The sequence below is a fragment of the Pseudomonas sp. RL_5y_Pfl2_73 genome (assembly GCF_963970515.1).
Classification (GTDB): domain Bacteria; phylum Pseudomonadota; class Gammaproteobacteria; order Pseudomonadales; family Pseudomonadaceae; genus Aquipseudomonas.
The window spans coordinates 212,659-235,857 of record NZ_CAXAPD010000004.1 but is presented as its reverse complement, the minus strand read 5'-3'; the positions used below and the strand labels follow the sequence as shown (position 1 = coordinate 235,857).

Sequence of the window (23,199 nt, the reverse complement as noted above, 5' to 3'; positions counted from 1 at the left end):
GCGGTAACGGCGGCTTAAGGTTCCGCCCTTACGGCGGGTCACTTTTTTCAGACGCCAAAAAAGTAACCAAAAAGGCTTTGCCCCACCACTCGGTGCCTCGCCTAGGCTCGGCATGCCCTCACTCCGGCATTGCTCCGTGGGCCCGCCGCGAAGGGCCATCCATGGCCCAGCGCGGCTATCCCGGCATCCATGCCGGGATGCCCACTGCGCAACACCTTCGTTCGGCCATCGTGGTTAACGGGGCGCCCCAGATCAAGATCAAGATCAAGATCAAAGGCGAGGCGACCTGACAGCCGGCCTGGCTCTTGCGGGTGTACACCAACCAGACGTGAGTGAGCAGAACCTGCTCGCGATAGCGGTTGGTCAGGCGAGATCAATATTGAGTATGCCGCTGCTATCACAAGTAATACCTTCTCTGTCGCGCTCGATAGATAGGTCCCATAAAGGGTCTGTTAAGTCCCTTTATGGGACCGGAATAAACGGCAAGGCTTGTAAAGTCCCAATAAGGGACCTATCGTTCCCTTTTTGGGACTTTATGTTGCCTATATGAGCCACCTCTCTCTCAGCGATGCGCTGTTCACGGCCACTCAGCAGCGGGTCTTGGGCCTGTTGTTCGGTAAGCCGGATCAGAGCTTCTATGCCAACGAAATTGCTCGCTGGGCCCAAATAGGTAAAGGCAGCCTCATGCGAGAGTTGGAGCGCCTGCAACGCTCAGGGGTGCTCACCATGACTCGTCTGGGTAATCAAACCCATTATCAAGCCAACCCACACTGCCCGATTTACGCTGAGCTGCTAGGCATCGTGCGCAAAACCATCGGTATCGCCGAACCGTTGCGCCAGGCATTGGAGCCTTTTTCTGAGCAGCTGCGCTGGGCGTTCGTCTATGGCTCCATCGCCAAGGGCCAGGCAAACGCATCCAGTGACATAGATCTCATGCTGATCGGCGAAGGCCTGCACTACAGTGAAGTGATGGAGCGGCTTCTACCTCTGGAAGAGCAACTGGGCCGCCCCCTGAACCCTACGCTCTACACGCCCCAGGACTGGGCAGCAAAATTTGCGGCCGGTAACAGTTTCGTTGTGCGGGTAGCGGAGCAGGACAAGATCGATTTGCTGGGTGCAAACCCTTTGGAAACCAAGGATGGACAAACACCAAAGCCTGGAGAATCTGCTACATAGCGGCAGCCTGAAAGCCGAACCACCGGATCGTCAGGAATGCGAGGGCCTGATGCGTTCGGCGACGGATCGCTTGGAGGATGCACAAACAACTTCCCTTTCTTTCGCCAGCCGGTTCGACCTCGCATACAACGCCGCCCATGCCTTGGCGCTCACGGCGCTACGCTTGAGCGGTTATCGGTCGGACAAGCGCTATCTGGTCTTCCAGTGTCTGATTCACACGGCGGACATCAGTAAAGTACAGGTCCGGCTATTCGTGTTGTGTCATGAGCGGCGCAACCTTGCCGAGTACGAGGGGTACATGGATGAAGATGATGCGCTGCTTACCCAACTGATTGAGAGCGCAGCAGAACTGCTCGAACGGGTCCGGCAATTGATGGATGTGAGTTGATCCTTGGCGGTCGCCACAAACTCCAATCCAACCCCATACCCCTGTGGGAGCGAGCTTGCTCGCGATGGCGGCAGCACATTCGATACTCCATTGGCTGACCTACCGCTATCGCGAGCAAGCTCGCTCCCAGCAGGATGGCGTTCAACCATTACTCCTACCGTAACGATCCATCGTCGAGCTTGATTGATGCCCGCGCCATAACACTCCTAAGGTGAGCCCCACGACAGCGAACCCGTGGAGTGGTCATGACAATAACAATATCCCCTGACTCGCGCTGGACGCGGCGGCGCAGCGAAAAGCAGCGGCGTCTCGGGCTGGTGAAGGGGCTTGCTGACGGTGTGGTGCTGCCCACCGACAAGATCGTTGCCGCGCTGCAAGCGTTGATCCTGCCCGGCGATCGTGTGGTGCTGGAGGGCAATAACCAGAAGCAAGCGGATTTCCTCTCGCGCTCCCTGGCCAAGGCCGATCCGAGCAAGCTGCATGATTTGCACATGATCATGCCCAGCGTCGGGCGGTCCGAACACCTGGACCTGTTCGAACGCGGCATCGCCCGCAAGCTCGATTTCTCCTTCGCCGGCACCCAGAGCCTGCGCATCAGCCAGTTGCTCGAAGACGGCCTGCTGGAAATCGGCGCGATCCACACCTACATCGAACTCTATGCCCGGCTGGTGGTGGACCTGATTCCCAATGTGGTGCTCTCGGCCGGTTTCATGGCCGACCGCGCAGGCAATATCTACACCGGCCCCAGCACCGAAGACACGCCGGCGCTGATCGAGCCGGCGGCCTTCAGTGACGGCATCGTCATTGTCCAGGTCAACCAGTTGGTGGATGACGTCAGCGACCTGCCGCGAGTCGACATCCCTGCGTCCTGGGTCGATTTCGTGGTGGTGGCCGACAAGCCGTTCTACATCGAGCCGCTGTTCACCCGCGACCCGCGCCACATCAAGCCTGTGCATGTGTTGATGGCGATGATGGCGATCCGCGGGATCTACGAAAAGCACAACGTCCAGTCCCTCAATCACGGCATCGGTTTCAACACGGCCGCCATTGAATTGATCCTGCCGACCTACGGCGAATCCCTTGGCCTGAAGGGCAAAATCTGCCGCAACTGGACCCTTAATCCGCACCCGACCCTGATCCCGGCCATCGAAAGCGGTTGGGTTGAAAGTGTGCATTGCTTTGGCACCGAGCTGGGCATGGAAAGCTACATCGCCGCCCGGCCGGACGTGTTCTTTACCGGCCACGACGGCTCGCTGCGCTCCAACCGCATGGTCTGCCAACTGGCCGGGCAGTACGCGGTGGACCTGTTCATCGGCGCTACCCTGCAAGTGGACGGCGACGGCCATTCCTCCACCGTGACCCGCGGCCGATTGGCCGGCTTCGGCGGTGCGCCGAACATGGGCCACGACCCGCGCGGCCGTCGTCACGGCACGCCGGCCTGGCTCGATATGCGCCACGGCGATGGCGAGGCACCGCTGCTCGAACGCGGCAAGAAGCTGGTGGTGCAGATGGTCGAGACGTTCCAGGAGGGCGGCAAACCGACCTTCGTCGAGACCCTCGATGCGGTGGAGGTGGCGAAGAAAGCCGGCATGTCCCTGGCACCGATCATGATCTACGGCGATGACGTCACCCATCTGCTGACCGAAGAGGGCATTGCCTACTTGTACAAGGCCCGCTCCCTGGGAGAGCGCCAGGCAATGATCGCCGCCGTGGCCGGCGTCACGGCCATTGGCTTGCGCCATAACCCGAAAGACACCGCGCGCATGCGCCGCGAAGGGCTGATTGCCTTGCCCGAAGACCTCGGCATCCGCCGCACCGACGCCACCCGCGAACTGCTCGCGGCCAAGAGCGTGGCCGACCTGGTGGAGTGGTCCGGTGGCCTCTACAACCCGCCCGCCAAGTTCAGGAGCTGGTAAATGCACGCCTTCAACCTGCAACCGAACAAACTGTCGTTGGCCGAGCGCCTGGCGGATATGGCGGTGGATGCGCTGATCGACGAAGCCGACCTCTCGCCTAAACCGGCCTTGGTGGACCGTCGTGGCAATGGTGCCCACACCGACCTGCACTTGGGCCTGATGCACGCTTCGGCACTGTCGCTGTGGCCGGCGTTCAAGGAAATGGCCGAAGCCGCCCTCGACTGTGGCGAGATCGGCCTACCGTTACGCGAAGCCCTCGGGCGCATCGGTCGTGAAGGTGAAGCTTCGATGCTCACCACCACTGGCGGCGTCAACACACACCGGGGCGCGATCTGGGCCTTGGGCCTGTTGGTCGCTGCGGCAGCGCTGGAACCTGAATCCTGCGTCGCTGGCGCCGTCACTTTACGTGCTGCCCGCCTGGCCTTGCTCAACGACCGCGATGCGCCTCAACCCTTGAGCCATGGCGCCCAGGTGGCTCAGCGCTACGGCGTGCGCGGTGCCCGGGAAGAAGCACAGCTGGCGTTCCCGGCGGTGACCGGCCTGGGCCTGCCGCAACTCAAGCGCAGTCGCGCGGCGGGCGTGGGTGAGCAGAATGCCCGGCTCGATGCCTTGCTGGCGATCATGACCACCTTGGCCGATACCTGCGTGCTTTATCGCGCCGGTGAATCGGGCTTGCAGGCCATGCAACAGGGCGCCAAGGCGGTGCTCGATGCCGGTGGCAGTGCGAGCCTGGGTGGTCGTCGCCAATTGCACGCGCTGGACCAACAACTGATCGCCTTGAATGCCTCGCCCGGTGGCGCTGCCGACCTGCTCGCCGCCTGCCTGTTCCTTGACCGTATCGAACGCGGCGATGGCCTCTTCCCTGGAGTGTGCTGATGGAAACCTTATCCTTTGAATTCCCTGCCGGGCAGCCGCCACGGGGGCGGGCGCTGGTGGGCTGTGTCGGCTCGGGCGACCTGGAAGTGCTGATCGAGCCCGGGGTGGCGGGCAAGCTGACCATCCAGGTGCAGACCTCGGTCAACGGCAGTGAACAACGTTGGCAGCACCTGTTCGCCCGGATGTTCGACGGCCAGACACCGCCGGCCTTGTCCATCGACATCCACGATTTCGGCGCCACCCCTGGCGTGGTGCGTTTGCGCCTGGAGCAAGGCTTCGAGGAGATCGGCCATGACTGACAGTGCCGCGTTGCTCAACAAGCACAGCTTCGTCGAACTCGGTGCTCGGCAACGGGCCAAGTCCTTGCTCGATGCCGGTACGTTTCGCGAGTTGCTCGACCCGTTCCAGCGAGTCATGTCGCCGTGGCTGTTGCGCCAGGGCGTGGTGCCGCAAAGCGATGACGGCGTGGTGATCACCAAGGGTACGCTCGCCGGCCTGCCCGTGGTGATTGCCGCCATCGAAGGCGCGTTCCAGGGCGGCAGCCTCGGCGAAGTCGGCGGGGCGAAGATTGCCGGTGCGCTGGAACTGGCCGCGCAGGACAACCGCAAGGGTATCCCGACCCGCGCCGTATTGCTGCTGGAAACCGGCGGCGTGCGTTTGCAGGAGGCCAACCTCGGGCTCGCGGCGATTGCCGAGATTCATTCGGCGATTGTCGACCTGCGCCAATACCAGCCGGTGGTCGGCGTGGTGGCCGGTAGCGTCGGCTGTTTTGGTGGCATGTCCATCGCCGCCGGGCTGTGCAGTTATCTGCTGGTGACCCAGGAAGCGCGGCTGGGCCTGAACGGCCCACAAGTGATTGAACAGGAGGCCGGGATCGACGAATACGACTCCCGTGACCGGCCGTTCATCTGGAGCCTGACCGGCGGTGAACAGCGGTTCGCCACGGGATTGGTGGACCGTTATGTGGCCGACGATGTGAAGCAGATCCGCCAACAGGTCGGCCAGTTGCTGCACCTGGGCGTTCCGGCACAACACCGCAGCGGCCAGGCCGAGCTGTTCCTGCAACGCCTGGCCCGCTTGGACACTGACGTGCAAATCGAACCGGCCGCGGTTCGCCAGCTGTATCAGGGAGAACGCTCATGAGTGCCTATTCATTGAGAGGCTTGCGCTGGTTCGAGGCCTTGGGTAGCGACGCCAAACCGCTGGAAGGCCTGCCGGCTTCGTTGAAAGGCGCTGACGTCAGGCTGGGCGAGCAAACCGTGCGCCTGCTGGCGGTGGTGGCGGATCCCGACAGTCGCTTTCCCCGTGCTCGCAATGGCGAAGTCGGTTTGCTGGAGGGCTGGGGTTTGGCTAAAGCGGTGGACGACGCCATTGACGCCGACCGCGATGCAGTCAACAAGCGCCCGCTGATCGCCATTATCGATGTACCGAGCCAGGCCTATGGCCGGCGCGAAGAAGCCCTGGGCATTCATCAGGCCTTGGCCGGTGCGGCGGACAGTTATGCCCGTGCGCGACTGGCCGGGCATCCGGTGATTGGTTTGCTGGTGGGCAAGGCCATGTCGGGGGCGTTCCTGGCCCACGGCTACCAGGCCAACCGCCTGATTGCCCTGCGTGACCCGGGCGTGATGGTCCACGCCATGGGCAAGGCCTCGGCGGCGCGGGTGACTTTGCGCAGCGTCGAGGCGCTTGAGGCGCTGGCTGCCAGTGTGCCGCCGATGGCCTACGACATCGACAGCTTTGCCAGTTTGGGTCTGTTGTGGGAAACCTTGTCGGTGGCGCAGATCGAGCACCCGACGGCGGCGGATCTGGCCCGGGTGACGGATTGCCTGCAACAGGCGATCAACGATGTTGCCGGGGCATCTCGGGACTTGAGCAGTCGCCTCGGTGCGACCCATCGCGCGGCTTCCAGCACCGTGCGCCAGCTACTGAGAGCGCAGTGGTGAATACGTATCTGGCCCATGACCTGCTCTGGGGGATGACCCCGGAGCAGGTGCCTGCGGGTGCGCCGGCATGGGTGGTCGAATCGATTGCCGCCGCTCAACCGGCGGTGGTTCGGCGCGCGCTGACGGCACCGGATCAAATCGCGGTCGGCGTGCGCGGGCGCTTGCGCGAACAGCGTTATGCAACGTCGATGGCGGTCGCGGCGATTTCCCGTCGAGCTCGGCCGGAAGACCTCTGTCACGTCCCGTCGACTCGCCACGTGCCGGCCCTGCAGGCGCTGTCCCGGCTGCGCCCGCTGCTCGATGCCAGTGGCTGGGTCTGGGGCGTCAGCGGCAGCGCCGGTTTTGAGCTCGCCACGGGCGTCGAGGCGCTGCATGAACGCAGCGACCTGGATTTGATTCTGCGGATGCCGCATTTTCTGGATCGTCTCCAGGCCAAGGAATTGCTGGCGCAACTGGAGGCCTCGGTCTGCGTCGTGGACCTGCAATTGCAAACGCCCTGCGGTGCCGTCGCCTTGCGCGAGTGGGCGGGGTCGTCGCGGCGGGTCTTGCTCAAGGATGATGTGCAGGCACGGCTGGTGAGCGATCCTTGGCAGCCTTCATTGGAGCCCGTCGCGTGAGTAGCCTCTTCGTCTTTCCCGGCCAGGGTGCGCAGCGCGTGGGCATGCTCCATGATCTGGCGCCGCAAGTCCTCGACGAGGCAGGTCACGTGCTCGGTGAGGACGTGTTGCAACTGGACAGCGCCGAGGCGTTGCAGTCGACCCGCGCGGTTCAGCTGTGTTTGCTGATCGCCGGCGTGGCGGCGTCCCGTCAACTGTTGGAACAGGCCCCGGCGCCGGACTACGTCGCGGGGCTGTCCATCGGCGCGTATCCAGCGGCGGTGGTGGCGGGTGCGCTGGGGTTCGAGGATGCGTTGCGGCTGGTCAGCCTGCGCGGCGAATTGATGCAGCAGGCGTATCCGCAAGGCTACGGCATGAGCGCGATCATCGGCCTGGACCTCGCGGCAGTGGAAGCGTTACTGGCGCAGGTGCACAGCGACAGCCCCCCGGTCTACCTGGCCAACATCAACGCGGATAGTCAGGTAGTCATCGCCGGCAGCGACGAGGCCATGAGCAACGTTACCAGGCAGGCGCGAAGCCTGGGTGCCGCAAAGGCCTGTCGGCTGGCGGTGAGCGTGCCGTCCCATTGTCCGTTGCTGGAAGCACCGGCCCGGGCATTGGCCCAGGCATTTGCCGACGTGCCGTTGAAAGCGCCGGCCTTGGGTTATCTCAGCGGTAGCCGTGCGCGACCGGTGATCAACGCCGAGGCCTTGCGCGACGACCTGGCGTTCAACATGTGCCGCGTGGTGGATTGGCGCGGCACGGTGCAAAGCGCCTACGAGCGCGGCGTGCGATTACAGATCGAGCTGCCGCCCGGTGCGGTGCTGACCGCCCTGGCGCGCCGGGTGTTCGAACAGGGCACTGTCATGGCGTTCGACGGTGCCCGGCTCGACACCTTGCAGGCGCTGTTGCGTGAGGAGGGAAACCGCCACCCCTAAACCACCGACTCAAGCTGGCGAAGCACAAAAACAACAACTTCGACGATGCACTTTGAGGACTACAACAATGATTATCTACGGTGTGGCATTTTTGGCCTTTTGTACCCTGGCGGGTATTTTTATCGGTGAGCTGCTGGGCAAGCTGATCGGCGTGCCGGCCAACGTCGGCGGCGTCGGCATTGCGATGCTGTTGTTGATCGGCCTGGGCAGCTACCTGAGCAAGCGCGGCCTGTTCAAGGGCAAATCCGAGGCCGGCGTGGAATTCTGGAGTGCGATCTACATTCCCATCGTGGTCGCGATGGCGGCGCAGCAAAACGTCTACGGCGCGCTCAAGGGGGGACCGATGGCGATTCTGGCCGGGACCCTGGCGGTGGTGATTGCCTTTGCGATGGTGCCGGTGCTGGTGCGCATTGGCAACAAAGGGCCTCAGGCTGATGTTTCCGTTAAGACGGTCGGGTGATTGCCATGTACGAATCCATGATGAAAGTCATCACCAGTTACAGCCTGATCAGCGGTTTTGCCATTGTAGGCATCACCATGTGGGTGTCCTACTGGATCAGCGACACGTTCACCAAAGGCCGCCTGCATGGCTCGGCCATCGCCATTCTCCTGGGGCTGGTGCTCTCCTACATTGGCGGGGCAATGACCGGTGGGCAGAAGGGCGTGGTGGACATTCCGCTGCTGTCCGGGATCGGTTTGCTGGGCGGTGCGATGCTGCGGGACTTCGCCATCGTCGCCACGGCGTTTGGCGTGAGTGTCGAAGAACTCAAGCGCGCCGGCTTCGTCGGGGTGCTGGCGTTGTTTGTCGGCGTCGCTACGTCGTTCATTGCCGGGGTGGGCGTGGCGATGGCCTTCGGTTACACCGATGCGGTGAGCCTGACCACCATTGGCGCCGGGGCGGTGACGTACATCGTCGGGCCAGTGACTGGAGCGGCGATTGGTGCCAGTTCCGAAGTGATGGCGCTGTCCATTGCCGCCGGGTTGATCAAGGCCATCCTGGTGATGGTGGCGACGCCATTCGTGGCACCGTTGATTGGCCTGAATAATCCACGCAGTGCGGTAATTTTCGGTGGCTTGATGGGCACCTCCAGCGGTGTGGCCGGTGGGTTGGCGGCCACCGATCCAAAGCTGGTGCCGTATGGCTGCCTGACGGCGGCGTTCTATACGGCGCTTGGGTGCTTGTTGGGGCCTTCGTTGTTGTTTCTGATCATGCGGGGGTTGATGGGGTAGGGCTTTGAATCTTCGCTGAACGGGCTGTCCTCATCGCGAGCAGGCTCGCTCCCACAGGGGATGTGTGAACACCGATCCAATGTGGGAGCGAGCCTGCTCGCGAAGGGGGCGACTTGGTGTCAAGCCTGGCGATTGGCATACATCCGGCACTCAGCCAACAGCGCCAGCAAATTCGGGTCACGCTCCTTGGCCTTCAGGAACACCACGCCAATGCGCTGTTGTAGCCGATACCTTTCCTGCAACGGGATCAATTTCACCCGGTTTTCATACACCGCCGCAATTCGCCCCGGCAGCAACGCATAGCCCACCCCGGAGCTGACCATGCTCAGCAGGGTGAAGATGTCGTTGACCTGCATCGCCACCTTTGGCTCGAACCCCGCCTGTTTGAACACCCGGATACCGTCCTGATGCGTGGCAAAACCCTGAGTCAAGGTGATGAACGTCTCGTCGCGTACCTCGGCCAGATCCACTTCAGTGCGTTGGGCAAAGGGAGAATCGGCCGGTGTGGCGAGGAAAATATCATCAGAAAACAGCTCGATATGCTCGCAGTCCGGGTCGTTCACGCTGTCGTCCAGGGAGATCAGGATCGCGTCCACCTCCATGTTCTTGAGCTTGTACAGCAGGTCGATGTTCGAGCCCAGGATGAGGTCGATATTGAGCTCGCTGCGGCGGATTTTCAGGCCCATGATCAGTTGGGGTACGGTCTTGACCGTCAACGAATACAGCGAGCCGAGCTTGAAGCGTTCGGCGGAGAAGCCGGCGGCTTCGCGGGTCAGGCGTACGCTTTCGACCACGTCCTGGATCAGCTTCTGCGCCCGCTCTTCCAGCACATAAGCGCTTTCCAGCGGCGTGAGGTTGCGGCCTTCGTGCTTGAACAACGGGCAACGCAGGGCGCTCTCCAGCGAGTGAATGGCCCGGTGCACACTGACATTGCTGGTCTGCAACTCGGCTGCCGCCCGCGCCAGGTTGCCGGTGCGCATGAAGGCCAGGAACACCTCGAGTTTCTTCAGGGTCAGTTCTTCGTCGATCAGCATGGGGCGGACTCTTATTCGTATTGCCCGATTGTGCCCTGTGGGAACAAAGCTTGCTCGCGAAACAGGCGACGCGGTTTTGCCGAAACCGAGTTACCTTCATCGCGGGCAAGTCGTGCTCCCACAGCAAGCAAAGCATTGCACTTTGACGCGCCAGGCCTGAGCCTTGGCGTCTGTTCTGGAATGTGAGGTAGGACTGGATGTATCACGGGGAACGACTCAACGCCTGGACGCACCTGGTCGGGGCGGTCGCGGCTTTTATCGGGGCGGTGTGGTTGCTGGTGATTGCCGGGATGACGGGTGATCCGTGGAAGATCGTCAGCGTGGCGATCTACGGGTTCACCTTGCTGGTGCTGTACAGCGCTTCGACGGTTTACCACAGTGTGCGCGGGCGCAAAAAAGCAATCATGCAGAAGGTCGATCACTTTTCGATCTACCTGCTGATTGCCGGCAGCTACACCCCGTTCTGCCTGGTGACCCTGCGTGGGCCGTGGGGCTGGGCCTTGTTCGGGATCGTCTGGGGGCTGGCGCTGATCGGGATCTTGCAGGAGATCAAGCCGCGTTCCGAAGCGCGGGTCCTGTCGATCGTCATCTACGCGGTGATGGGCTGGATCGTGCTGGTGGCGGTCAAGCCGCTGCTGGCGGCCCTGGGCAGCGCCGGGTTTGCCTGGCTGGCCTCGGGCGGCGTGTTGTATACCGTGGGCATTATCTTTTTCGCCCTCGACCAGCGGTTGCGCCACGCCCATGGCATCTGGCACCTGTTTGTGATCGCCGGCAGCCTGCTGCACTTCGTGGCGATTTTGTTCTATGTGCTCTGACGCATGAACACCTGTGGTTGAAGAATCTGCAGTGAGTTAGAAATCCCCCCACAACTGCTGCGCCACCGCCAGCGCCACCACCGGCGCGGTTTCGGTGCGCAACACGCGAGGGCCGAGGCGGGCGGCGTGGTAGCCGGCGGTCTTGGCCTGTTCGACTTCGGCGTCCGACATGCCGCCCTCGGGGCCAATCAGGAATGCGAGGGTCGACGGTTTGTCATGGCTGACCAGCGGCTCGGCCACAGGATGCAGCACCAGTTTGAGCTCGGCCGCGGTCTGCTTCAGCCAGTCGGCCAGCAGCAGGGGCGGGTGGATGACCGGCACGCTCGAGCGCCCGCATTGCTCGCAGGCGCTGATTGCCACCTGGCGCCAGTGCAGCAGGCGCTTGTCGGCGCGCTCGTCCTTGAGGCGCACTTCGCAGCGTTCGCTGAAAATCGGCGTGATCTCGCTGACGCCCAACTCGGTGGCTTTCTGGATCGCCCAATCCATGCGCTCGCCTCGGGACAGGCCTTGGCCGAGGTGAATGCGCAGCGGCGATTCAGGTTGTCCGGCGAACTGCGCGTCCAATTGCACCCGCACGCGTTTCTTGCCGACCTCGGCCAGGGTGCCGCGAAACTCCTGGCCCGAGCCGTCGAACACCTGCACCGCATCGCCCTCGGCCATGCGCAGCACCCGGCCGATGTAATGGGCCTGGGCTTCAGGCAGTTCGTGGTCGCCGAGGCTCAGGGGGGCGTCGATGAAGAAGCGGGACAGTCTCATACTGAATCTCTGGAAAAGTTAAATGTGTAGGCGCTGTGTAGGAGCTATGTAGGAGCTATGTAGGAGCTGTCGAGTGCAACGAGGCTGCGATCTTTCCCAATACACTTGAGTCTCAAGCGAAAGATCAAAAGATCAAAAGATCGCAGACTTCGCCAGCTCCTACAGAGCCCAGGGGTTCGGTGCGACGAATAGTGTTCCAACAGCGCATCGCAGTGTCAGCCCGGATCGCGATAACCCGGGTGGAAGTCCTTCGGCACCGCTACGCTGACCTTGTCCCGGGTGGCGATGTCGATGCCTTCGCTGGCCACTTCGGCGAGGAAATCAATCTGCTCCGGGGTGATGACATAGGGCGGCAGGAAATACACCACGCTGCCTAGCGGGCGCAACAGCGCACCACGCTCCAAGGCATGCTGGAACACACTCAGGCCGCGCCGTTCCTGCCACGGATAAGCGGTTTTGCTGGCCTTGTCCTTGACCATCTCGATGGCCAGCACCATGCCGGTCTGGCGCACTTCGGCGACGTTCGGGTGATCGGCCAGGTGCGCGGTGGCACTCGCCATGCGCTGGGCCAGGGCCTGGTTGTTTTCGATGACGTTGTCTTCTTCGAAGATATCCAACGTCGCCAGGGCCGCCGCGCAGGCCAGCGGGTTGCCGGTGTAGCTGTGGGAGTGCAAGAAGGCGCGCAGGGTCGGGTAGTCGTCGTAGAACGCGCTGTAGACCTCGTCGGTGGTCACGCATGCGGCCAGTGGCAGGTAACCGCCGGTCAGGGCCTTGGACAGGCAGAGAAAATCCGGCGTGATACCGGCCTGCTCACAGGCGAACATCGTCCCGGTACGGCCGAAGCCAACGGCGATTTCATCGTGGATCAGGTGCACGCCATAGCGGTCGCAGGCCTCGCGCAGCAACTTCAGGTACACCGGGTGGTACATGCGCATGCCGCCGGCGCCCTGGATCAGCGGTTCGACGATCACTGCCGCCACCGTGTCGTGATGCTCGGCCAGTGTCTGTTCCATGGCCGCGAACAGGTTGCGCGAATGTTCTTCCCAGCCCATGCCTTCGGGGCGATGGTAGCAGTCGGGGCTCGGCACCTTGATCGTGTCCAGCAGCAACGCCTTGTAGGTTTCAGTGAACAATGGCACATCGCCCACCGACATCGCCGCGATGGTTTCGCCGTGGTAACTGTTGCTCAGGGTGACGAAGCGCTTTTTGTCCGGCCGGCCGCGATTGATCCAGTAGTGGAAGCTCATCTTCATCGCCACTTCGATGCAGGACGAGCCGTTATCGGCGTAGAAGCACCGGGTCAGGCCCTCGGGCGTCATCTTCACCAGCCGCTCGGACAGCTCGATCACCGGCTGATGGCTGAAGCCGGCGAGAATCACATGCTCCAACTGATCGACCTGGTCCTTGATGCGCTGGTTGATGCGCGGGTTGGCGTGGCCGAAGACGTTGACCCACCAGGAACTGACGGCATCGAGGTAGCGCTTGCCTTCGAAATCTTCCAGCCACACGCCTTCACCGCGCTTGATGGGGATCAGTGGCAGCTGTTCGTGGTCTTTCATCTGGGTGCAGGGATGCCATAGCACCGCGAGGTCGCGTTGCATCCACTGGTTATTCAGGCCCATGTACAGTCTCCTCGAGGCGGCTCGCGGCGGGCGCGGGCAAAACAATCGCGCAAGCCTATGCAATGGCGGCCCCGCGGACAACCCATTGTGTCATTCCCATTGCTTTGAACGAGGCGATAGACGTCGCTGGCGGCGTTTTGATGGCTGACGTATTCTTCGCTGTTCCCTGAGCCGACTGGCTCGAAAAACCGAGAGCCGACTGGCTCGAAAGCTGAAGTTTCCCAAGTTTTAATCCGGAGTTCGTTGAATGTCTGCTGGTTGGCTGCGCGCCTGGGCGCTGGTGATGATAGGGCTGTTCAGCGTTTCGGCGCTGGCCAAGGACAAACAACCGACGGCCATCGTCATCGGCGGCGGCCTGGCGGGGCTCACGGCGGCCTATGAATTGCAGAACAAAGGCTGGGCCGTGACGCTGCTGGAAGCCAAACCGAGCCTGGGCGGTCGTTCGGGCATGGCCACCAGTGAGTGGATCGGCAACGAGAAAACGCAGCCAGTGCTGAACAAGTACCTCTCGACCTTCAAACTGAGCACCACGCCGGCGCCGGAGTTCGTGCGTACCCCCAGCTACCTGATTGACGGCATTTACTTCACCGCCGCGGACCTGGCGACCAAACAGCCGGCCACTGCCGAAGCCCTCAAGCGCTACGAAGCCACCCTGGACGACCTGGCGCGCTCCATCGAAGACCCGCAGAACCCGGCGGCCACCAATACGCTGCACGCGCTGGACCAGATCAGCGTGTCCAACTGGCTTGACCGCCTGCAATTGCCGGTCACGGCGCGGCAGTTGGTGAACCAGGAAATTCGCACCCGTTATGACGAACCTTCGCGTCTGTCGCTGCTGTATTTCGCCCAGCAGAACCGCGTCTATCGCGGCGTGTCCGACCGCGACCGGCGGGCCTCGCGCCTGCTCGGGGGCAGCCCGGTCCTGGCCCAGGCGTTCGTCAAGCAACTGAAAACCATCAAGACCAATTCGCCCGTGTCGGCCATCTCCCAGGACAAGGACGGGGTAACCGTCAAGGTTGGCGCCGTTGGCTACCGGGCTGACTACGCGGTGCTGGCGGTGCCGCTGCGGGCGCTGAACAAGATCCAGTTGACCCCGGCCCTGGACGCCCAGCATCAAGGCGCCATCAAGGGCACCAACTACGGTTGGCGCGACCAGATCATGCTCAAGTTCAAGAATCCGGTCTGGGACAGCAAGGCGCGCATGTCGGGCGAGATCTACAGCAACGCCGGCCTGGGCATGATGTGGATCGAGCCGGCCATGAAGGGCGGTGCCAACGTGGTCATCAACCTGTCCGGTGACAACGCCCGGGTGATGCAGGCGTTCGGCGACAAGCAGATGGTTGATCAGGTACTGATCCGCCTGCACGCATTTTATCCACAGGCCCGTGGCGCGTTCACCGGCTATGAAATCCGCCGCTACAGCACCGATCCGTCCATGGGCGGCGCGTACCTGGCCTTTGGCCCGGGCCAGATCAGCAAGTACTGGCGCCTGTGGGAAAAGCCATTGCAGCGCGTAGCCTTTGCCGGTGAACACACCGACACCCTGTATCCGGGCACCCTGGAAGGTGCGTTGCGCAGCGGCCAGCGGGCCGCCAGCCAGGTTGAAGGCCTGGCGGCGGGCAAGTCGTTTGAACCTCCCAAGGTCGCGCCTGCTGCAACGGCGACTGCTGGTGCAGTGGCGGCGAAGAAGGGCAACTTCTTCAGCAACCTGTTTGGTGGCTCGGACGATGACAAGAAGCCAGAGCCGGTCAAGGCACCGGAACCGGTAGCGCCTGCTCCAGCACCTTTACCCGCTCCTGCGCCGGCACCGGTGGAACCACCTGCACCAGCCCCGGCAAAGGTTGAGCCAGCCAAGAAAGCAGCGGCCAAACCAGCGGCGAAGAAACCAGCCGCCAAGACCCCGGCTAAAAAAACGCCAGTGAAGAAAGCCACTCCGGCGAAGAAACCGGCGGCCAAGCCGGCAGCGACAACACCGGCGGCGACTGAGACCAAGGCTCAGTAACGATCAGGTGGAAAGAACGCGGCTCAAGGGCCGCGTTTTTTTATCCAGCATCAAGCGTACCGGCGGCGCCACTCAAAGCCCGGCATCGCTTAATAAGCGCTACGTCCTACACGCCTTGGCGATATATCGGAAACTTCCCACCCTTTAACCGGAAGCAGGCGATAGCGCGCACCAAGCCACAAATCTAGGCTCCTCCAAAAACAGGAGCGCGTATGAAAATACTAATGGCAGTGGTCGTATTGGCTTCGATATATGGATGTATGTATGGCGAATGCCGAGATCCTTTGACGATTCCGATGATTCCAAAAAGAGATCCGCAGCTAGCACACAAATGCTCCATCGATCCATATAGGCCTGAGTGCTCGGTAAACTAATAATTCAAAATTTTCACCTCGTGAAAGCTGGAGTTAACATGAAATTGATAGCGGCTTTAATGCTATTGGCAGTATTCGGTGTCAGTGGTTGCACTGCTGATGGCCATATGGTTCTGAAAAAGCACGATCCTCAATTAGTTTATAGATGCGACATGGATCCTTACAGGCCTGAGTGCGTCAATAAGTGACTCTAGAGAGGCGGCAGCGAAATCGACCAAGTTTTAATTTCAAAGTTCTCAAATAAAATTTTGACCCGCTTTGGCTTGGACATACGTCCCGGGACGAAGCCATAGCGGGCCCAGCAAAGATTCCCTGTTCGCATGTCAAAAATGACCAGGTTTCCATCGTCCTGCATGGTCATACAAGTGTTGTACCAAAGAGATTTGTCTGTGCTGTGGGTGCTTTCGGCGATCCACAATCGCCGTCTGGACGGATCATGTAGAAAGCCGCTGTTGCTGACAACGAATTGCAAACGCGCACTCATCCTCCTTGGATACAACGTGGCGCTGTAAGGTTGTTTCTCATTTGCCGTCCAAATGATTTTTTCGCCCTCCTTGATTACCAGGTTCCCATCGGCCTGCAATATTAATCGGAACCGGCCATTGCTTGATTTTAGGTATTGCCCCGGCGAGATCGTCTGGTTAGGGGTAATTGCGGCGAACCGCTAGCTTTGAAAGGGGTATAAGGAACAGCCATTTTGTTCACCTTGTTCAATGAGTTGTTGAGCGCTTATTTGATCAAGGGTAAAAGTGGAAATGGCAATATATATTGCATGGTAAAAATAGTTGGACGGCGGTGACAGCCTCTGCGCGGTCTCCTGTGTGCGAGCCTGCTCGCGATGAGGTCCATGCAGGCCCCTAAAGGCTGCCTAACCCCCTCGCCATCACTCACCGTTTCGCTTTAATCTTTCCTTAACCCACCCCTTCCAGACTGATGATCGTATTTCTCGATGTTTCAAAGCGAAATTTTCCGCTTTAAATCGATAGATAACTCGCTAGTCTTGAGCGCAGTTTTTACAGGATATAAGCAATGCAGCTTCGCAACTCTTCTTCTCGCTATGGCTGGGTCAGTATCGCTGTGCACTGGGGCGTTGCTCTGGCGGTGTACGGGCTGTTCGCCTTGGGCCTGTGGATGGTCGGCCTGGATTACTACAGCGCCTGGCGCAAAGACGCGCCGGACCTGCACAAGAGCATCGGCCTGGTGCTGCTGGCGGCCATGTTGCTGCGGGTGATCTGGCGCGTTGTCAGCCCGCCGCCACCGACCCTGCCAACCTATGGCCGGCTGACCCGCATCAGCGCCAAGCTCGGTCATAGCGCCCTCTATCTCGGGTTGTTCGCCGTGATGATTGCCGGTTACCTGATTTCCACCGCAGACGGTGTCGGGATCCCGGTGTTTGGTCTGTTTGAAGTTCCTGCGCTGGTGTCCGGACTGCCCGATCAGGCAGACGTCGCCGGCCAGATTCACCTCTACCTGGCGTGGGCGTTGGTCATTTTCTCCGGCCTTCATGCCTTGGCAGCATTGAAACACCACTTTATCGACCGTGACGCGACCCTCAAGCGAATGCTGGGACGCCAAGCCTGATGTTCAACCTCGACTCCAAAGGAATAGAAAGCATGTTGAAAAAGACGCTCGCCGCCCTGGCAATCGGTTCTGCCCTGCTGTCGGCCGGCCAGGCCATGGCTGCTGACTACGTCGTCGACAAGGAAGGCCAGCACGCCTTTGTCGACTTCAAGATCAGTCACCTGGGCTATAGCTACATTACCGGTACCTTCAAGGACATCGACGGCAAGTTCAGCTTTGACGCCGCCAAGCCTGAAGCCAGCAAGATCGAGTTCAACGTACGTACCGCCAGCGTGTTCACCAACCACGCCGAACGCGACAAGCACATCGCCAGCAAGGACTTCCTGGACGTAGGCAAGTTTGCCGATGCCAAGTTCGTGTCCACCAGCGTCAAGCCCACCGGCAAGAACGCTGATGGTAAAGACACTGCAGATGTGATGGGTGACCTGACACTGCACGGCGTGACCAAGCCAATCGTGGTCAAGGCCACGTTCCTGGGCGAAGGCAAGGACCCGTGGGGCGGCTACCGTGCTGGCTTCGAGGGCACCACCAGCATCAAGCGCTCCGACTTCGGCAAGATGATGGACCTGGGTCCGCAATCCGACGCCGTTGAGCTGTACATCTCGTTTGAAGGTGTCAAAGCGAAGTAACCTTCGCGCCTGACAAAAAACGCCCCTGGTCTTGCGATCAGGGGCGTTTTTTATTACGCGGATTCGGGCAATACAGAGAACCCTGTGGGAGCGAGCTTGCTCGCGATGGCGTCATGCCAGCCGACTTCGATGTTGACTGATATACCGCTATCGCGAGCAAGCTCGCTCCCACATTTGGAATTGTGTTGGGCCAAAAAAATACCCCAGGTCGCGAGACCTGGGGCATTTTGTATGGCTTGGAAAAACTCAGCGATTGCGGGTCAGCAGCGCTGGTTTTTCGCCCCGTGGACGGCTTGGCAGTTGATCCAGCTGTTCAGGCGTCGGGAAGCGATCGGCTTTCGATTCCTTGTGCATGATCTTCGGCTGGTTGCTGCGCGGGTTCTGCACGGCGGGTTCCTGACGAGGCTGGTCGTCACGGGCCGGACGGCGCGGGCGGGTGTCGTCGCGACGGGCCTGGCCGTCACGCGGGGCGCCGTTGCGTGGGCCGCTGCGCTTGGCCGGTGGCGTGCCGGTGGACGAGCCATTGCTATTGCGTGGACCGTTCTGGCGACCTTGTGGCTGGCCGCTACGCGGTGCACCTGCACCAGCGCCTTGTGCCGGGGCACCTGGACGGCGACCGCGACCCTGGGCCGGTTTCTGCTGTGGCACGTAGTCGACGCGGTTACCGAAGTTATCGATATCGTCGTCCAGGAACTCGTCCGGGGCACGATCGGCTGCGGCGCGTGGGGCTGGACGCTGCTGTTCACGGGCTGGCGTGCCTTCGCGTGGCTTCTGCTCGCGGGCTGGGCGTTCGCCGCGCGCATTGTTGTTGCTAGCCGATTTTTCCTTACCCTTGTCCTTGCCTTTGTCTTTGCGGCCGCCGCCACCACCGCCGCCATTTGGCCCGTCGCCGCGGGGGCCGCGGGCGTTACGCGGATTGCGCACGTCCGGACGTTCGCGCACTTCAGGCTTCTCGGCCTCGATGGTGCTGGCGTCGAAGCCCATCAGGTCGCCGTCGGAAATTTTCTGCTTGGTCATGCGCTCGATGCTTTTGAGCAGCTTTTCTTCGTCCGGTGCGACCAGCGAGATCGCTTCGCCCGAACGACCGGCCCGGCCGGTACGACCGATACGGTGCACGTAGTCTTCATCGACGTTTGGCAGTTCGAAGTTGACCACGTGAGGCAACTGGTCGATGTCCAGGCCACGGGCCGCGATGTCGGTGGCCACCAGGATGCGCACTTCGCCGGCCTTGAAGTCGGCGAGGGCCTTGGTGCGGGCGTTCTGGCTCTTGTTACCGTGGATTGCCACAGCCGGCAGGCCGTGCTTGTCCAGGTATTCGGCCAGGCGGTTGGCGCCGTGCTTGGTGCGGGTGAACACCAGGACCTGTTCCCAGGCACCGGCGGTAATCAGGTGCGCCAGCAGGGCACGCTTGTGGCTGGCTGCCAGGCGGAACACGCGTTGCTCGATGCGCTCGACCGTGGTGTTCGGTGGCGTGACTTCGATGCGCTCCGGGTTGTGCAGCAGCTTGCCGGCCAGGTCGGTGATGTCCTTGGAGAACGTCGCCGAAAACAGCAGGTTCTGACGCTTGGCGGGCAGTCGAGCGAGGACTTTCTTCACGTCATGGACAAAGCCCATGTCGAGCATGCGGTCGGCTTCGTCCAGCACGAGGATTTCCACGTGGGACAAGTCGACGCTGCCCTGGCCGGCCAGGTCCAGCAGGCGACCGGGGCAGGCGACCAGAACATCGACGCCACGGGACATGGCCTGGACTTGGGGGTTCATGCCCACGCCGCCAAAAATGCAGGCGCTGACGAACTTCAGGTCGCGAGCGTAGACCTTGAAGCTCTCGTGGACCTGGGCCGCCAGTTCGCGGGTTGGGGTCAGGACCAGTACGCGCGGTTGGCGCGGGCCATGACGCTGGGATTTGTCTGGGTGACCGTTGGGGAACAACCGCTCCAGGATCGGAAGGGCGAAACCGCCGGTTTTACCAGTACCTGTCTGCGCCGCGACCATCAGGTCGCGACCTTGCAACACGGCGGGAATGGCCCGCTGTTGCACCGGGGTAGGCTGGGTATAGCCGGCGGCTTCGATGGCGCCGACTAAAGCCTCGGAGAGACCGAGGGAAGCAAAGGACATGAGTAATCCTGTTTTAGTGAGGGCCTGGCCCAATGGGATAGTCTTGCCTGGCGCGAATGACGTTCAACAAGAAGACGTCATCCCGTCCGGTCCTGCCGGGCCTCGAAGGCGGGTCCGGACAAGGCTCGCGCGGGCCGTAGGCGGCGCTGTAGCGGTGTCGGGATGCCTTTTGCAAGGCCGGGCGTCCGGGCGTGAGCCTGGCGGGAAGGCCGGAGTATAACAGAGCAAACGCCGTGCGCCGCTTTCCTGCTGCTCAACGGTTTATTTCAACGTTGACCCTGGCCGGGCGAGGTGACCTTGGCCGTCGGGTCGGCGCCGTAGCGGGCGCTCAGTTCGGCATAGGCCGGTTCGCGCTTGAATCGTTTGAGTTCGGCACTGAAGCGCTGCACCAGCAAATCCATCCCGGCGTTGCGCCGCACCGCCAGGTATTGGCTCTGACGGCTCACGACCATCGGGTTTTCGGTGATCTGGTCGCCCAACTGCATTTGTTCAAGCACATGTCGGCCCACCCTGCGGTCGGTGATCAGCAGGTCGATGCGTCCCAGTTGCAATTTGCCGAAATTGGCTTCGTGGGTTGGCGCCGTTTCCCGGGTGAACAGCGTCGACGCACTGAAGGCCTGGCTGTAGAGATAGCCGGGTGATGTGCCGATGGTCAGGCCGCCCAAGTCATCGAGGGTGCGAAACGGATGAGGTCGGGCATTGGCATAGAACATCACGAACTCGACGTCCGACAGCGGTTCGCTGGGGTAGAGCAGCAGGTTGTCGCGCTCATTGCTGTGGAAAATGTCCAGCGCACCGTCTGCCAACCCCTGCTCCAGCATCACCAGGCAACGCTTCCACGGCAGGAACTGCCATTCCACGTCGATGCCCAGGCGCTTGAACACAATGGCCGTGGTTTCGTAGTCCAGGCCTAGCATCTTGCCGTTCTCTTCGTAGACATACGGAGCCCAGGGTTCGGTGACAATGCGCAACTTCTCGGCCTGGGCAACCATGCTCAGGCACAAGAGAAGAAGGGCGGTCAGCAGCTGGACAATGACGGGCATGGTCTGAGGTTACGACGAGAGCTCATCAAATAGCTAGAGCCCTCTGGACTGCGTCCTAGTGGCCTGCATCAGGTGCTCGTAGATGGCTTCGCGGCGCTCACCCAGTACCAGGCGAATCAGTGGATGATTGAGCCAGCGTTTGAGCTCATGGTCTTGCAATGGTTTCTTCCGGCGGTCTTCGACGTTCTCCAAGGCCTTTTCCCACCAGGCCGGGGCGCAGGCTTGATCGAACTGGTTGGTGTGGCGGTAGCAGCCGTAGAGAATCTCGCGCATGAACTGGCGTTTATGGCTGGGCAGCGCCAGGGTGATGAACTTGTAGGTCAGGCGCTGAAAGGTCGGTGGGCGGGGCAGGATGGCGGTGACTTGCCCGGTTTCATCCAAGGCCAGTTGGCAAACCGGTGCGGCTCGGTGTTTGTCGAGCCAGGCTTTGATCTTGGCGCGGAATAGTTGCTTGCGGCTCCAGTAATGATGGATCAGGTCCGGACATTCGCGCACCTGCACCGAGCGATAGGCCGCCACCGAAAGGCAGAACTCTTCCAATGTGTAGGCGCCCTGTGCCAATGGATACAGCTCATCCATCAGGGCGATCGAGCGATCCAGTACTGAGGCATCGACGCAGTTGAGGCCGATGACCCCCGAGTTCAACAAGGGCATGTCATCGTCTGCCAACTGCCGTTGGCGCAGTGCGTCGGCCAGTGTCAGGTAAAGCCCGGCGTCCTTGTTGGCGCCATAGGTCAGGCCGAAGGCATTGCACAGCAATGTGCCAGGCTGGACGCGGCGAAACAGTTCGAGCGGTGAGCAATGGAAAAAAGTGTCGGTGTCGATCAGCAACGCCACTTCGGCTTCTTCAAGGACTTTCTGCATCACCATATGCTTGGCACGGAAGTGATAACCGTGGGGTTCGATCCAGGCCTTGCGGGTCTCGTTGTCCAACGGGCGCACACGCACCGGCAATCCTTCATACGGCACGGGATTGTCGGTGAACACCTGGATATCCAATGCATCGTCTGGCGTCTTGCGTAGGCCTGCCAACGCGCTGGCGATGCTGAACAACGCTTCCTGGTGATAGGTTTCGGCCCCGTAGACCAGGTAAATGAGTTGTGGGGTCGTTAACCTGTGACCATTAGGCATCTACTGCAATCCTCCGGATATCTTTGCTTAAAAAAAGGCCTTGGTTTTCGCCAAGGCCTCTTCGTACCACCGCATCAAGTCACTCAGCGCGGCAGCTTGAGGTTGTTCCATACCGCGAGGCTGGGTTCGGCCTGGTTAAGGGTATAGAAATGCAGCCCCGGTGCTCCGCCTTGTAACAAACGCTCACACATTTGCGTGATAACTTCCTCGCCAAAGCTTTGGATGCTGGAGGAGTCGTCGCCGTAGGCTTCCAGTTGCTTGCGGATCCAGCGTGGGATTTCTGCACCGCACGCGTCGGAGAAGCGCGCCAGCTTGCTGTAGTTGGTGATCGGCATGATTCCCGGCACCACAGGAATGTCGACGCCCAACTTGCGTATGCGCTCGACGAAGTAGAAATAACTGTCGGCGTTGAAGAAGTACTGGGTGATCGCGCTGTTGGCGCCAGCGTTGGCCTTGCGGACGAAGTTGCGCAGGTCGTCTTCGAAATTGCGCGCCTGGGGGTGCATTTCCGGGTATGCCGCGACTTCGATATGGAAGTGCTCGCCAGTTTCTTCGCGAATGAACTCAACCAGGTCATTGGCGTGGCGCAGCTCGCCGCTGGCCATGCCCATGCCCGAGGGCAGGTCGCCACGCAGGGCAACGACGCGCTTGATGCCTGCGGCCTTGTACTGGGTCAGCAGATTGCGCAGGTCGTCCTTGCTGTCGCCCACGCAGGACAGGTGAGGGGCAGCCGAGATTTTGACTTCGCTTTCGAGCTGCAACACGGTGTTCAGGGTACGGTCACGGGTCGAACCGCCGGCGCCGTAGGTGCAGGAGAAGAAGTCGGGGTTGTAGCTGGCCAGCTGACGGGCAGTGGCGATCAGTTTTTCATGCCCAGCATCGGTCTTCGTCGGGAAGAACTCGAAGCTGTAGCGACGGTCTTGGGACATGGTCATATCCTTGGAAACTCGTAAGCCGGAGAGGCCTGCACAAGCCTTGAGAGGCGGGCTTGTGTGGGGGCGAGCTTGCTCGCGATTGGCATCGCCTCGGTCTGA

The 23,199-nt window shown here is 61.3% G+C and carries 22 protein-coding genes and 1 pseudogene; 16 read left to right on the top strand and 7 right to left on the bottom strand.

Annotation, left to right across the window (positions count from 1 at the left end):
• Positions 1 to 161: 161 nt before the first annotated feature.
• From AACY42_RS05795 to madM, 12 genes are all read left to right on the top strand, one after another.
• Positions 162 to 290 carry a hypothetical protein gene (locus tag AACY42_RS05795; RefSeq protein WP_339477547.1) on the top strand — a complete coding sequence of 43 codons (129 nt, stop codon included), beginning with the start codon at positions 162 to 164 and terminating at the stop codon, positions 288 to 290.
• Positions 291 to 546: 256 nt separating this feature from the next.
• Entirely contained in the window at positions 547 to 1,176 is a 630-nt protein-coding gene (locus AACY42_RS05790; RefSeq protein WP_339477679.1) for a nucleotidyltransferase domain-containing protein, read from the top strand.
• Positions 1,139 to 1,564, top strand: coding sequence for a hypothetical protein (locus AACY42_RS05785; protein ID WP_339477545.1), 426 nt, complete (start codon positions 1,139 to 1,141; stop codon positions 1,562 to 1,564). Before AACY42_RS05790 ends, AACY42_RS05785 begins: the two co-directional genes overlap by 38 nt.
• Positions 1,565 to 1,809: 245 nt before the next feature.
• Positions 1,810 to 3,480, top strand: coding sequence for a malonate decarboxylase subunit alpha (gene mdcA, locus AACY42_RS05780; protein ID WP_339477543.1), 1,671 nt, complete (start codon positions 1,810 to 1,812; stop codon positions 3,478 to 3,480).
• Positions 3,481 to 4,356, top strand: a complete 876-nt coding sequence (locus AACY42_RS05775; RefSeq protein ID WP_339477542.1) for a triphosphoribosyl-dephospho-CoA synthase — start codon at positions 3,481 to 3,483, stop codon at positions 4,354 to 4,356.
• Positions 4,356 to 4,655: a malonate decarboxylase subunit delta gene (locus AACY42_RS05770; RefSeq protein ID WP_339477541.1), complete on the top strand. Its 300-nt coding sequence runs from the start codon at positions 4,356 to 4,358 to the stop codon at positions 4,653 to 4,655. The genes AACY42_RS05775 and AACY42_RS05770 overlap by 1 nt, the downstream gene beginning before the upstream one ends.
• Positions 4,648 to 5,499: a biotin-independent malonate decarboxylase subunit beta gene (locus AACY42_RS05765; RefSeq protein ID WP_339477539.1), complete on the top strand. Its 852-nt coding sequence runs from the start codon at positions 4,648 to 4,650 to the stop codon at positions 5,497 to 5,499. Before AACY42_RS05770 ends, AACY42_RS05765 begins: the two co-directional genes overlap by 8 nt.
• Positions 5,496 to 6,299 carry a biotin-independent malonate decarboxylase subunit gamma gene (mdcE, locus tag AACY42_RS05760; RefSeq protein WP_339477537.1) on the top strand — a complete coding sequence of 268 codons (804 nt, stop codon included), beginning with the start codon at positions 5,496 to 5,498 and terminating at the stop codon, positions 6,297 to 6,299. Before AACY42_RS05765 ends, mdcE begins: the two co-directional genes overlap by 4 nt.
• Complete coding sequence (locus tag AACY42_RS05755) at positions 6,293 to 6,916, top strand: malonate decarboxylase holo-ACP synthase (RefSeq protein WP_339477535.1); 624 nt, start codon at positions 6,293 to 6,295, stop codon at positions 6,914 to 6,916. Before mdcE ends, AACY42_RS05755 begins: the two co-directional genes overlap by 7 nt.
• On the top strand, positions 6,913 to 7,833 hold the full coding sequence (mdcH, locus tag AACY42_RS05750) for a malonate decarboxylase subunit epsilon (protein ID WP_339477533.1): 921 nt from the start codon (positions 6,913 to 6,915) through the stop codon (positions 7,831 to 7,833). Before AACY42_RS05755 ends, mdcH begins: the two co-directional genes overlap by 4 nt.
• A 67-nt stretch (positions 7,834 to 7,900) precedes the next feature.
• Complete coding sequence (madL, locus tag AACY42_RS05745; RefSeq protein ID WP_339477531.1) at positions 7,901 to 8,293, top strand: malonate transporter subunit MadL; 393 nt, start codon at positions 7,901 to 7,903, stop codon at positions 8,291 to 8,293.
• Between the two features lie 5 nt (positions 8,294 to 8,298).
• A complete protein-coding gene (madM, locus tag AACY42_RS05740; protein WP_339477529.1) occupies positions 8,299 to 9,063 on the top strand; it encodes a malonate transporter subunit MadM in 765 nt (254 codons plus the stop codon).
• Positions 9,064 to 9,182: 119 nt separating this feature from the next.
• Here the strand turns inward: madM and AACY42_RS05735 are convergent, their stop codons facing one another.
• Positions 9,183 to 10,097 (bottom strand): LysR family transcriptional regulator, encoded by a 915-nt coding sequence (locus tag AACY42_RS05735; protein WP_339477528.1) that lies wholly within the window; start codon positions 10,095 to 10,097, stop codon positions 9,183 to 9,185.
• A gap of 197 nt (positions 10,098 to 10,294) precedes the next feature.
• On the opposite strand from AACY42_RS05735, the gene trhA reads away from it, so the two are divergent.
• Positions 10,295 to 10,912: a PAQR family membrane homeostasis protein TrhA gene (gene trhA / locus AACY42_RS05730; RefSeq protein ID WP_339477526.1), complete on the top strand. Its 618-nt coding sequence runs from the start codon at positions 10,295 to 10,297 to the stop codon at positions 10,910 to 10,912.
• 36 nt (positions 10,913 to 10,948) lie between these two features.
• On the opposite strand, the gene AACY42_RS05725 is transcribed toward trhA, so the two are convergent.
• Together AACY42_RS05725 and AACY42_RS05720 are read right to left on the bottom strand one after the other, a co-directional pair.
• Positions 10,949 to 11,668 (bottom strand): 16S rRNA (uracil(1498)-N(3))-methyltransferase, encoded by a 720-nt coding sequence (locus tag AACY42_RS05725; RefSeq protein ID WP_339477525.1) that lies wholly within the window; start codon positions 11,666 to 11,668, stop codon positions 10,949 to 10,951.
• A gap of 215 nt (positions 11,669 to 11,883) precedes the next feature.
• Positions 11,884 to 13,290 carry an adenosylmethionine--8-amino-7-oxononanoate transaminase gene (locus AACY42_RS05720; protein WP_307572453.1) on the bottom strand — a complete coding sequence of 469 codons (1,407 nt, stop codon included), beginning with the start codon at positions 13,288 to 13,290 and terminating at the stop codon, positions 11,884 to 11,886.
• A 247-nt stretch (positions 13,291 to 13,537) separates the two neighbouring features.
• Between AACY42_RS05720 and AACY42_RS05715 the strand changes: the two genes are divergently transcribed.
• From AACY42_RS05715 to AACY42_RS05705, 3 genes are all read left to right on the top strand, one after another.
• Positions 13,538 to 15,292 carry a flavin monoamine oxidase family protein gene (locus AACY42_RS05715; protein WP_339477515.1) on the top strand — a complete coding sequence of 585 codons (1,755 nt, stop codon included), beginning with the start codon at positions 13,538 to 13,540 and terminating at the stop codon, positions 15,290 to 15,292.
• Between the two features lie 1,403 nt (positions 15,293 to 16,695).
• Positions 16,696 to 17,247 (top strand): cytochrome b, encoded by a 552-nt coding sequence (locus AACY42_RS05710; protein ID WP_339477512.1) that lies wholly within the window; start codon positions 16,696 to 16,698, stop codon positions 17,245 to 17,247.
• Between the two features lie 32 nt (positions 17,248 to 17,279).
• Positions 17,280 to 17,876, top strand: a complete 597-nt coding sequence (locus tag AACY42_RS05705) for a YceI family protein (protein WP_058544210.1) — start codon at positions 17,280 to 17,282, stop codon at positions 17,874 to 17,876.
• A 246-nt stretch (positions 17,877 to 18,122) separates the two neighbouring features.
• On the opposite strand, the gene AACY42_RS05700 is transcribed toward AACY42_RS05705, so the two are convergent.
• The 4 genes and pseudogenes from AACY42_RS05700 to metF all read right to left on the bottom strand — a co-directional run bounded on the left by AACY42_RS05700 (position 18,123) and on the right by metF (position 23,094).
• Complete coding sequence (locus AACY42_RS05700; protein WP_339477509.1) at positions 18,123 to 19,991, bottom strand: DEAD/DEAH box helicase; 1,869 nt, start codon at positions 19,989 to 19,991, stop codon at positions 18,123 to 18,125.
• A 261-nt stretch (positions 19,992 to 20,252) separates the two neighbouring features.
• Positions 20,253 to 21,034 (bottom strand): annotated as a pseudogene (locus AACY42_RS05695) (substrate-binding periplasmic protein).
• Between the two features lie 33 nt (positions 21,035 to 21,067).
• Positions 21,068 to 22,165: a hypothetical protein gene (locus AACY42_RS05690; protein WP_339477507.1), complete on the bottom strand. Its 1,098-nt coding sequence runs from the start codon at positions 22,163 to 22,165 to the stop codon at positions 21,068 to 21,070.
• Positions 22,166 to 22,248: 83 nt separating this feature from the next.
• Complete coding sequence (gene metF / locus AACY42_RS05685; protein ID WP_339477505.1) at positions 22,249 to 23,094, bottom strand: methylenetetrahydrofolate reductase [NAD(P)H]; 846 nt, start codon at positions 23,092 to 23,094, stop codon at positions 22,249 to 22,251.
• Between the last annotated feature and the right edge of the window lie 105 nt (positions 23,095 to 23,199).

Coding starts and splice junctions, on each gene's coding strand:
- AACY42_RS05795 (WP_339477547.1), top strand. CDS start 162: ATGGCCCAGCGCGGCTATCCCGGCATCCATGCCGGGATGCCCACTGCG.
- AACY42_RS05790 (WP_339477679.1), top strand. CDS start 547: ATGAGCCACCTCTCTCTCAGCGATGCGCTGTTCACGGCCACTCAGCAG.
- AACY42_RS05785 (WP_339477545.1), top strand. CDS start 1,139: ATGGACAAACACCAAAGCCTGGAGAATCTGCTACATAGCGGCAGCCTG.
- mdcA (WP_339477543.1), top strand. CDS start 1,810: ATGACAATAACAATATCCCCTGACTCGCGCTGGACGCGGCGGCGCAGC.
- AACY42_RS05775 (WP_339477542.1), top strand. CDS start 3,481: ATGCACGCCTTCAACCTGCAACCGAACAAACTGTCGTTGGCCGAGCGC.
- AACY42_RS05770 (WP_339477541.1), top strand. CDS start 4,356: ATGGAAACCTTATCCTTTGAATTCCCTGCCGGGCAGCCGCCACGGGGG.
- AACY42_RS05765 (WP_339477539.1), top strand. CDS start 4,648: ATGACTGACAGTGCCGCGTTGCTCAACAAGCACAGCTTCGTCGAACTC.
- mdcE (WP_339477537.1), top strand. CDS start 5,496: ATGAGTGCCTATTCATTGAGAGGCTTGCGCTGGTTCGAGGCCTTGGGT.
- madL (WP_339477531.1), top strand. CDS start 7,901: ATGATTATCTACGGTGTGGCATTTTTGGCCTTTTGTACCCTGGCGGGT.
- madM (WP_339477529.1), top strand. CDS start 8,299: ATGTACGAATCCATGATGAAAGTCATCACCAGTTACAGCCTGATCAGC.
- AACY42_RS05735 (WP_339477528.1), bottom strand. CDS start 10,097: ATGCTGATCGACGAAGAACTGACCCTGAAGAAACTCGAGGTGTTCCTG.
- trhA (WP_339477526.1), top strand. CDS start 10,295: ATGTATCACGGGGAACGACTCAACGCCTGGACGCACCTGGTCGGGGCG.
- AACY42_RS05725 (WP_339477525.1), bottom strand. CDS start 11,668: ATGAGACTGTCCCGCTTCTTCATCGACGCCCCCCTGAGCCTCGGCGAC.
- AACY42_RS05720 (WP_307572453.1), bottom strand. CDS start 13,290: ATGGGCCTGAATAACCAGTGGATGCAACGCGACCTCGCGGTGCTATGG.
- AACY42_RS05715 (WP_339477515.1), top strand. CDS start 13,538: ATGTCTGCTGGTTGGCTGCGCGCCTGGGCGCTGGTGATGATAGGGCTG.
- AACY42_RS05710 (WP_339477512.1), top strand. CDS start 16,696: ATGCAGCTTCGCAACTCTTCTTCTCGCTATGGCTGGGTCAGTATCGCT.
- AACY42_RS05705 (WP_058544210.1), top strand. CDS start 17,280: ATGTTGAAAAAGACGCTCGCCGCCCTGGCAATCGGTTCTGCCCTGCTG.
- AACY42_RS05700 (WP_339477509.1), bottom strand. CDS start 19,991: ATGTCCTTTGCTTCCCTCGGTCTCTCCGAGGCTTTAGTCGGCGCCATC.
- AACY42_RS05690 (WP_339477507.1), bottom strand. CDS start 22,165: ATGCCTAATGGTCACAGGTTAACGACCCCACAACTCATTTACCTGGTC.
- metF (WP_339477505.1), bottom strand. CDS start 23,094: ATGTCCCAAGACCGTCGCTACAGCTTCGAGTTCTTCCCGACGAAGACC.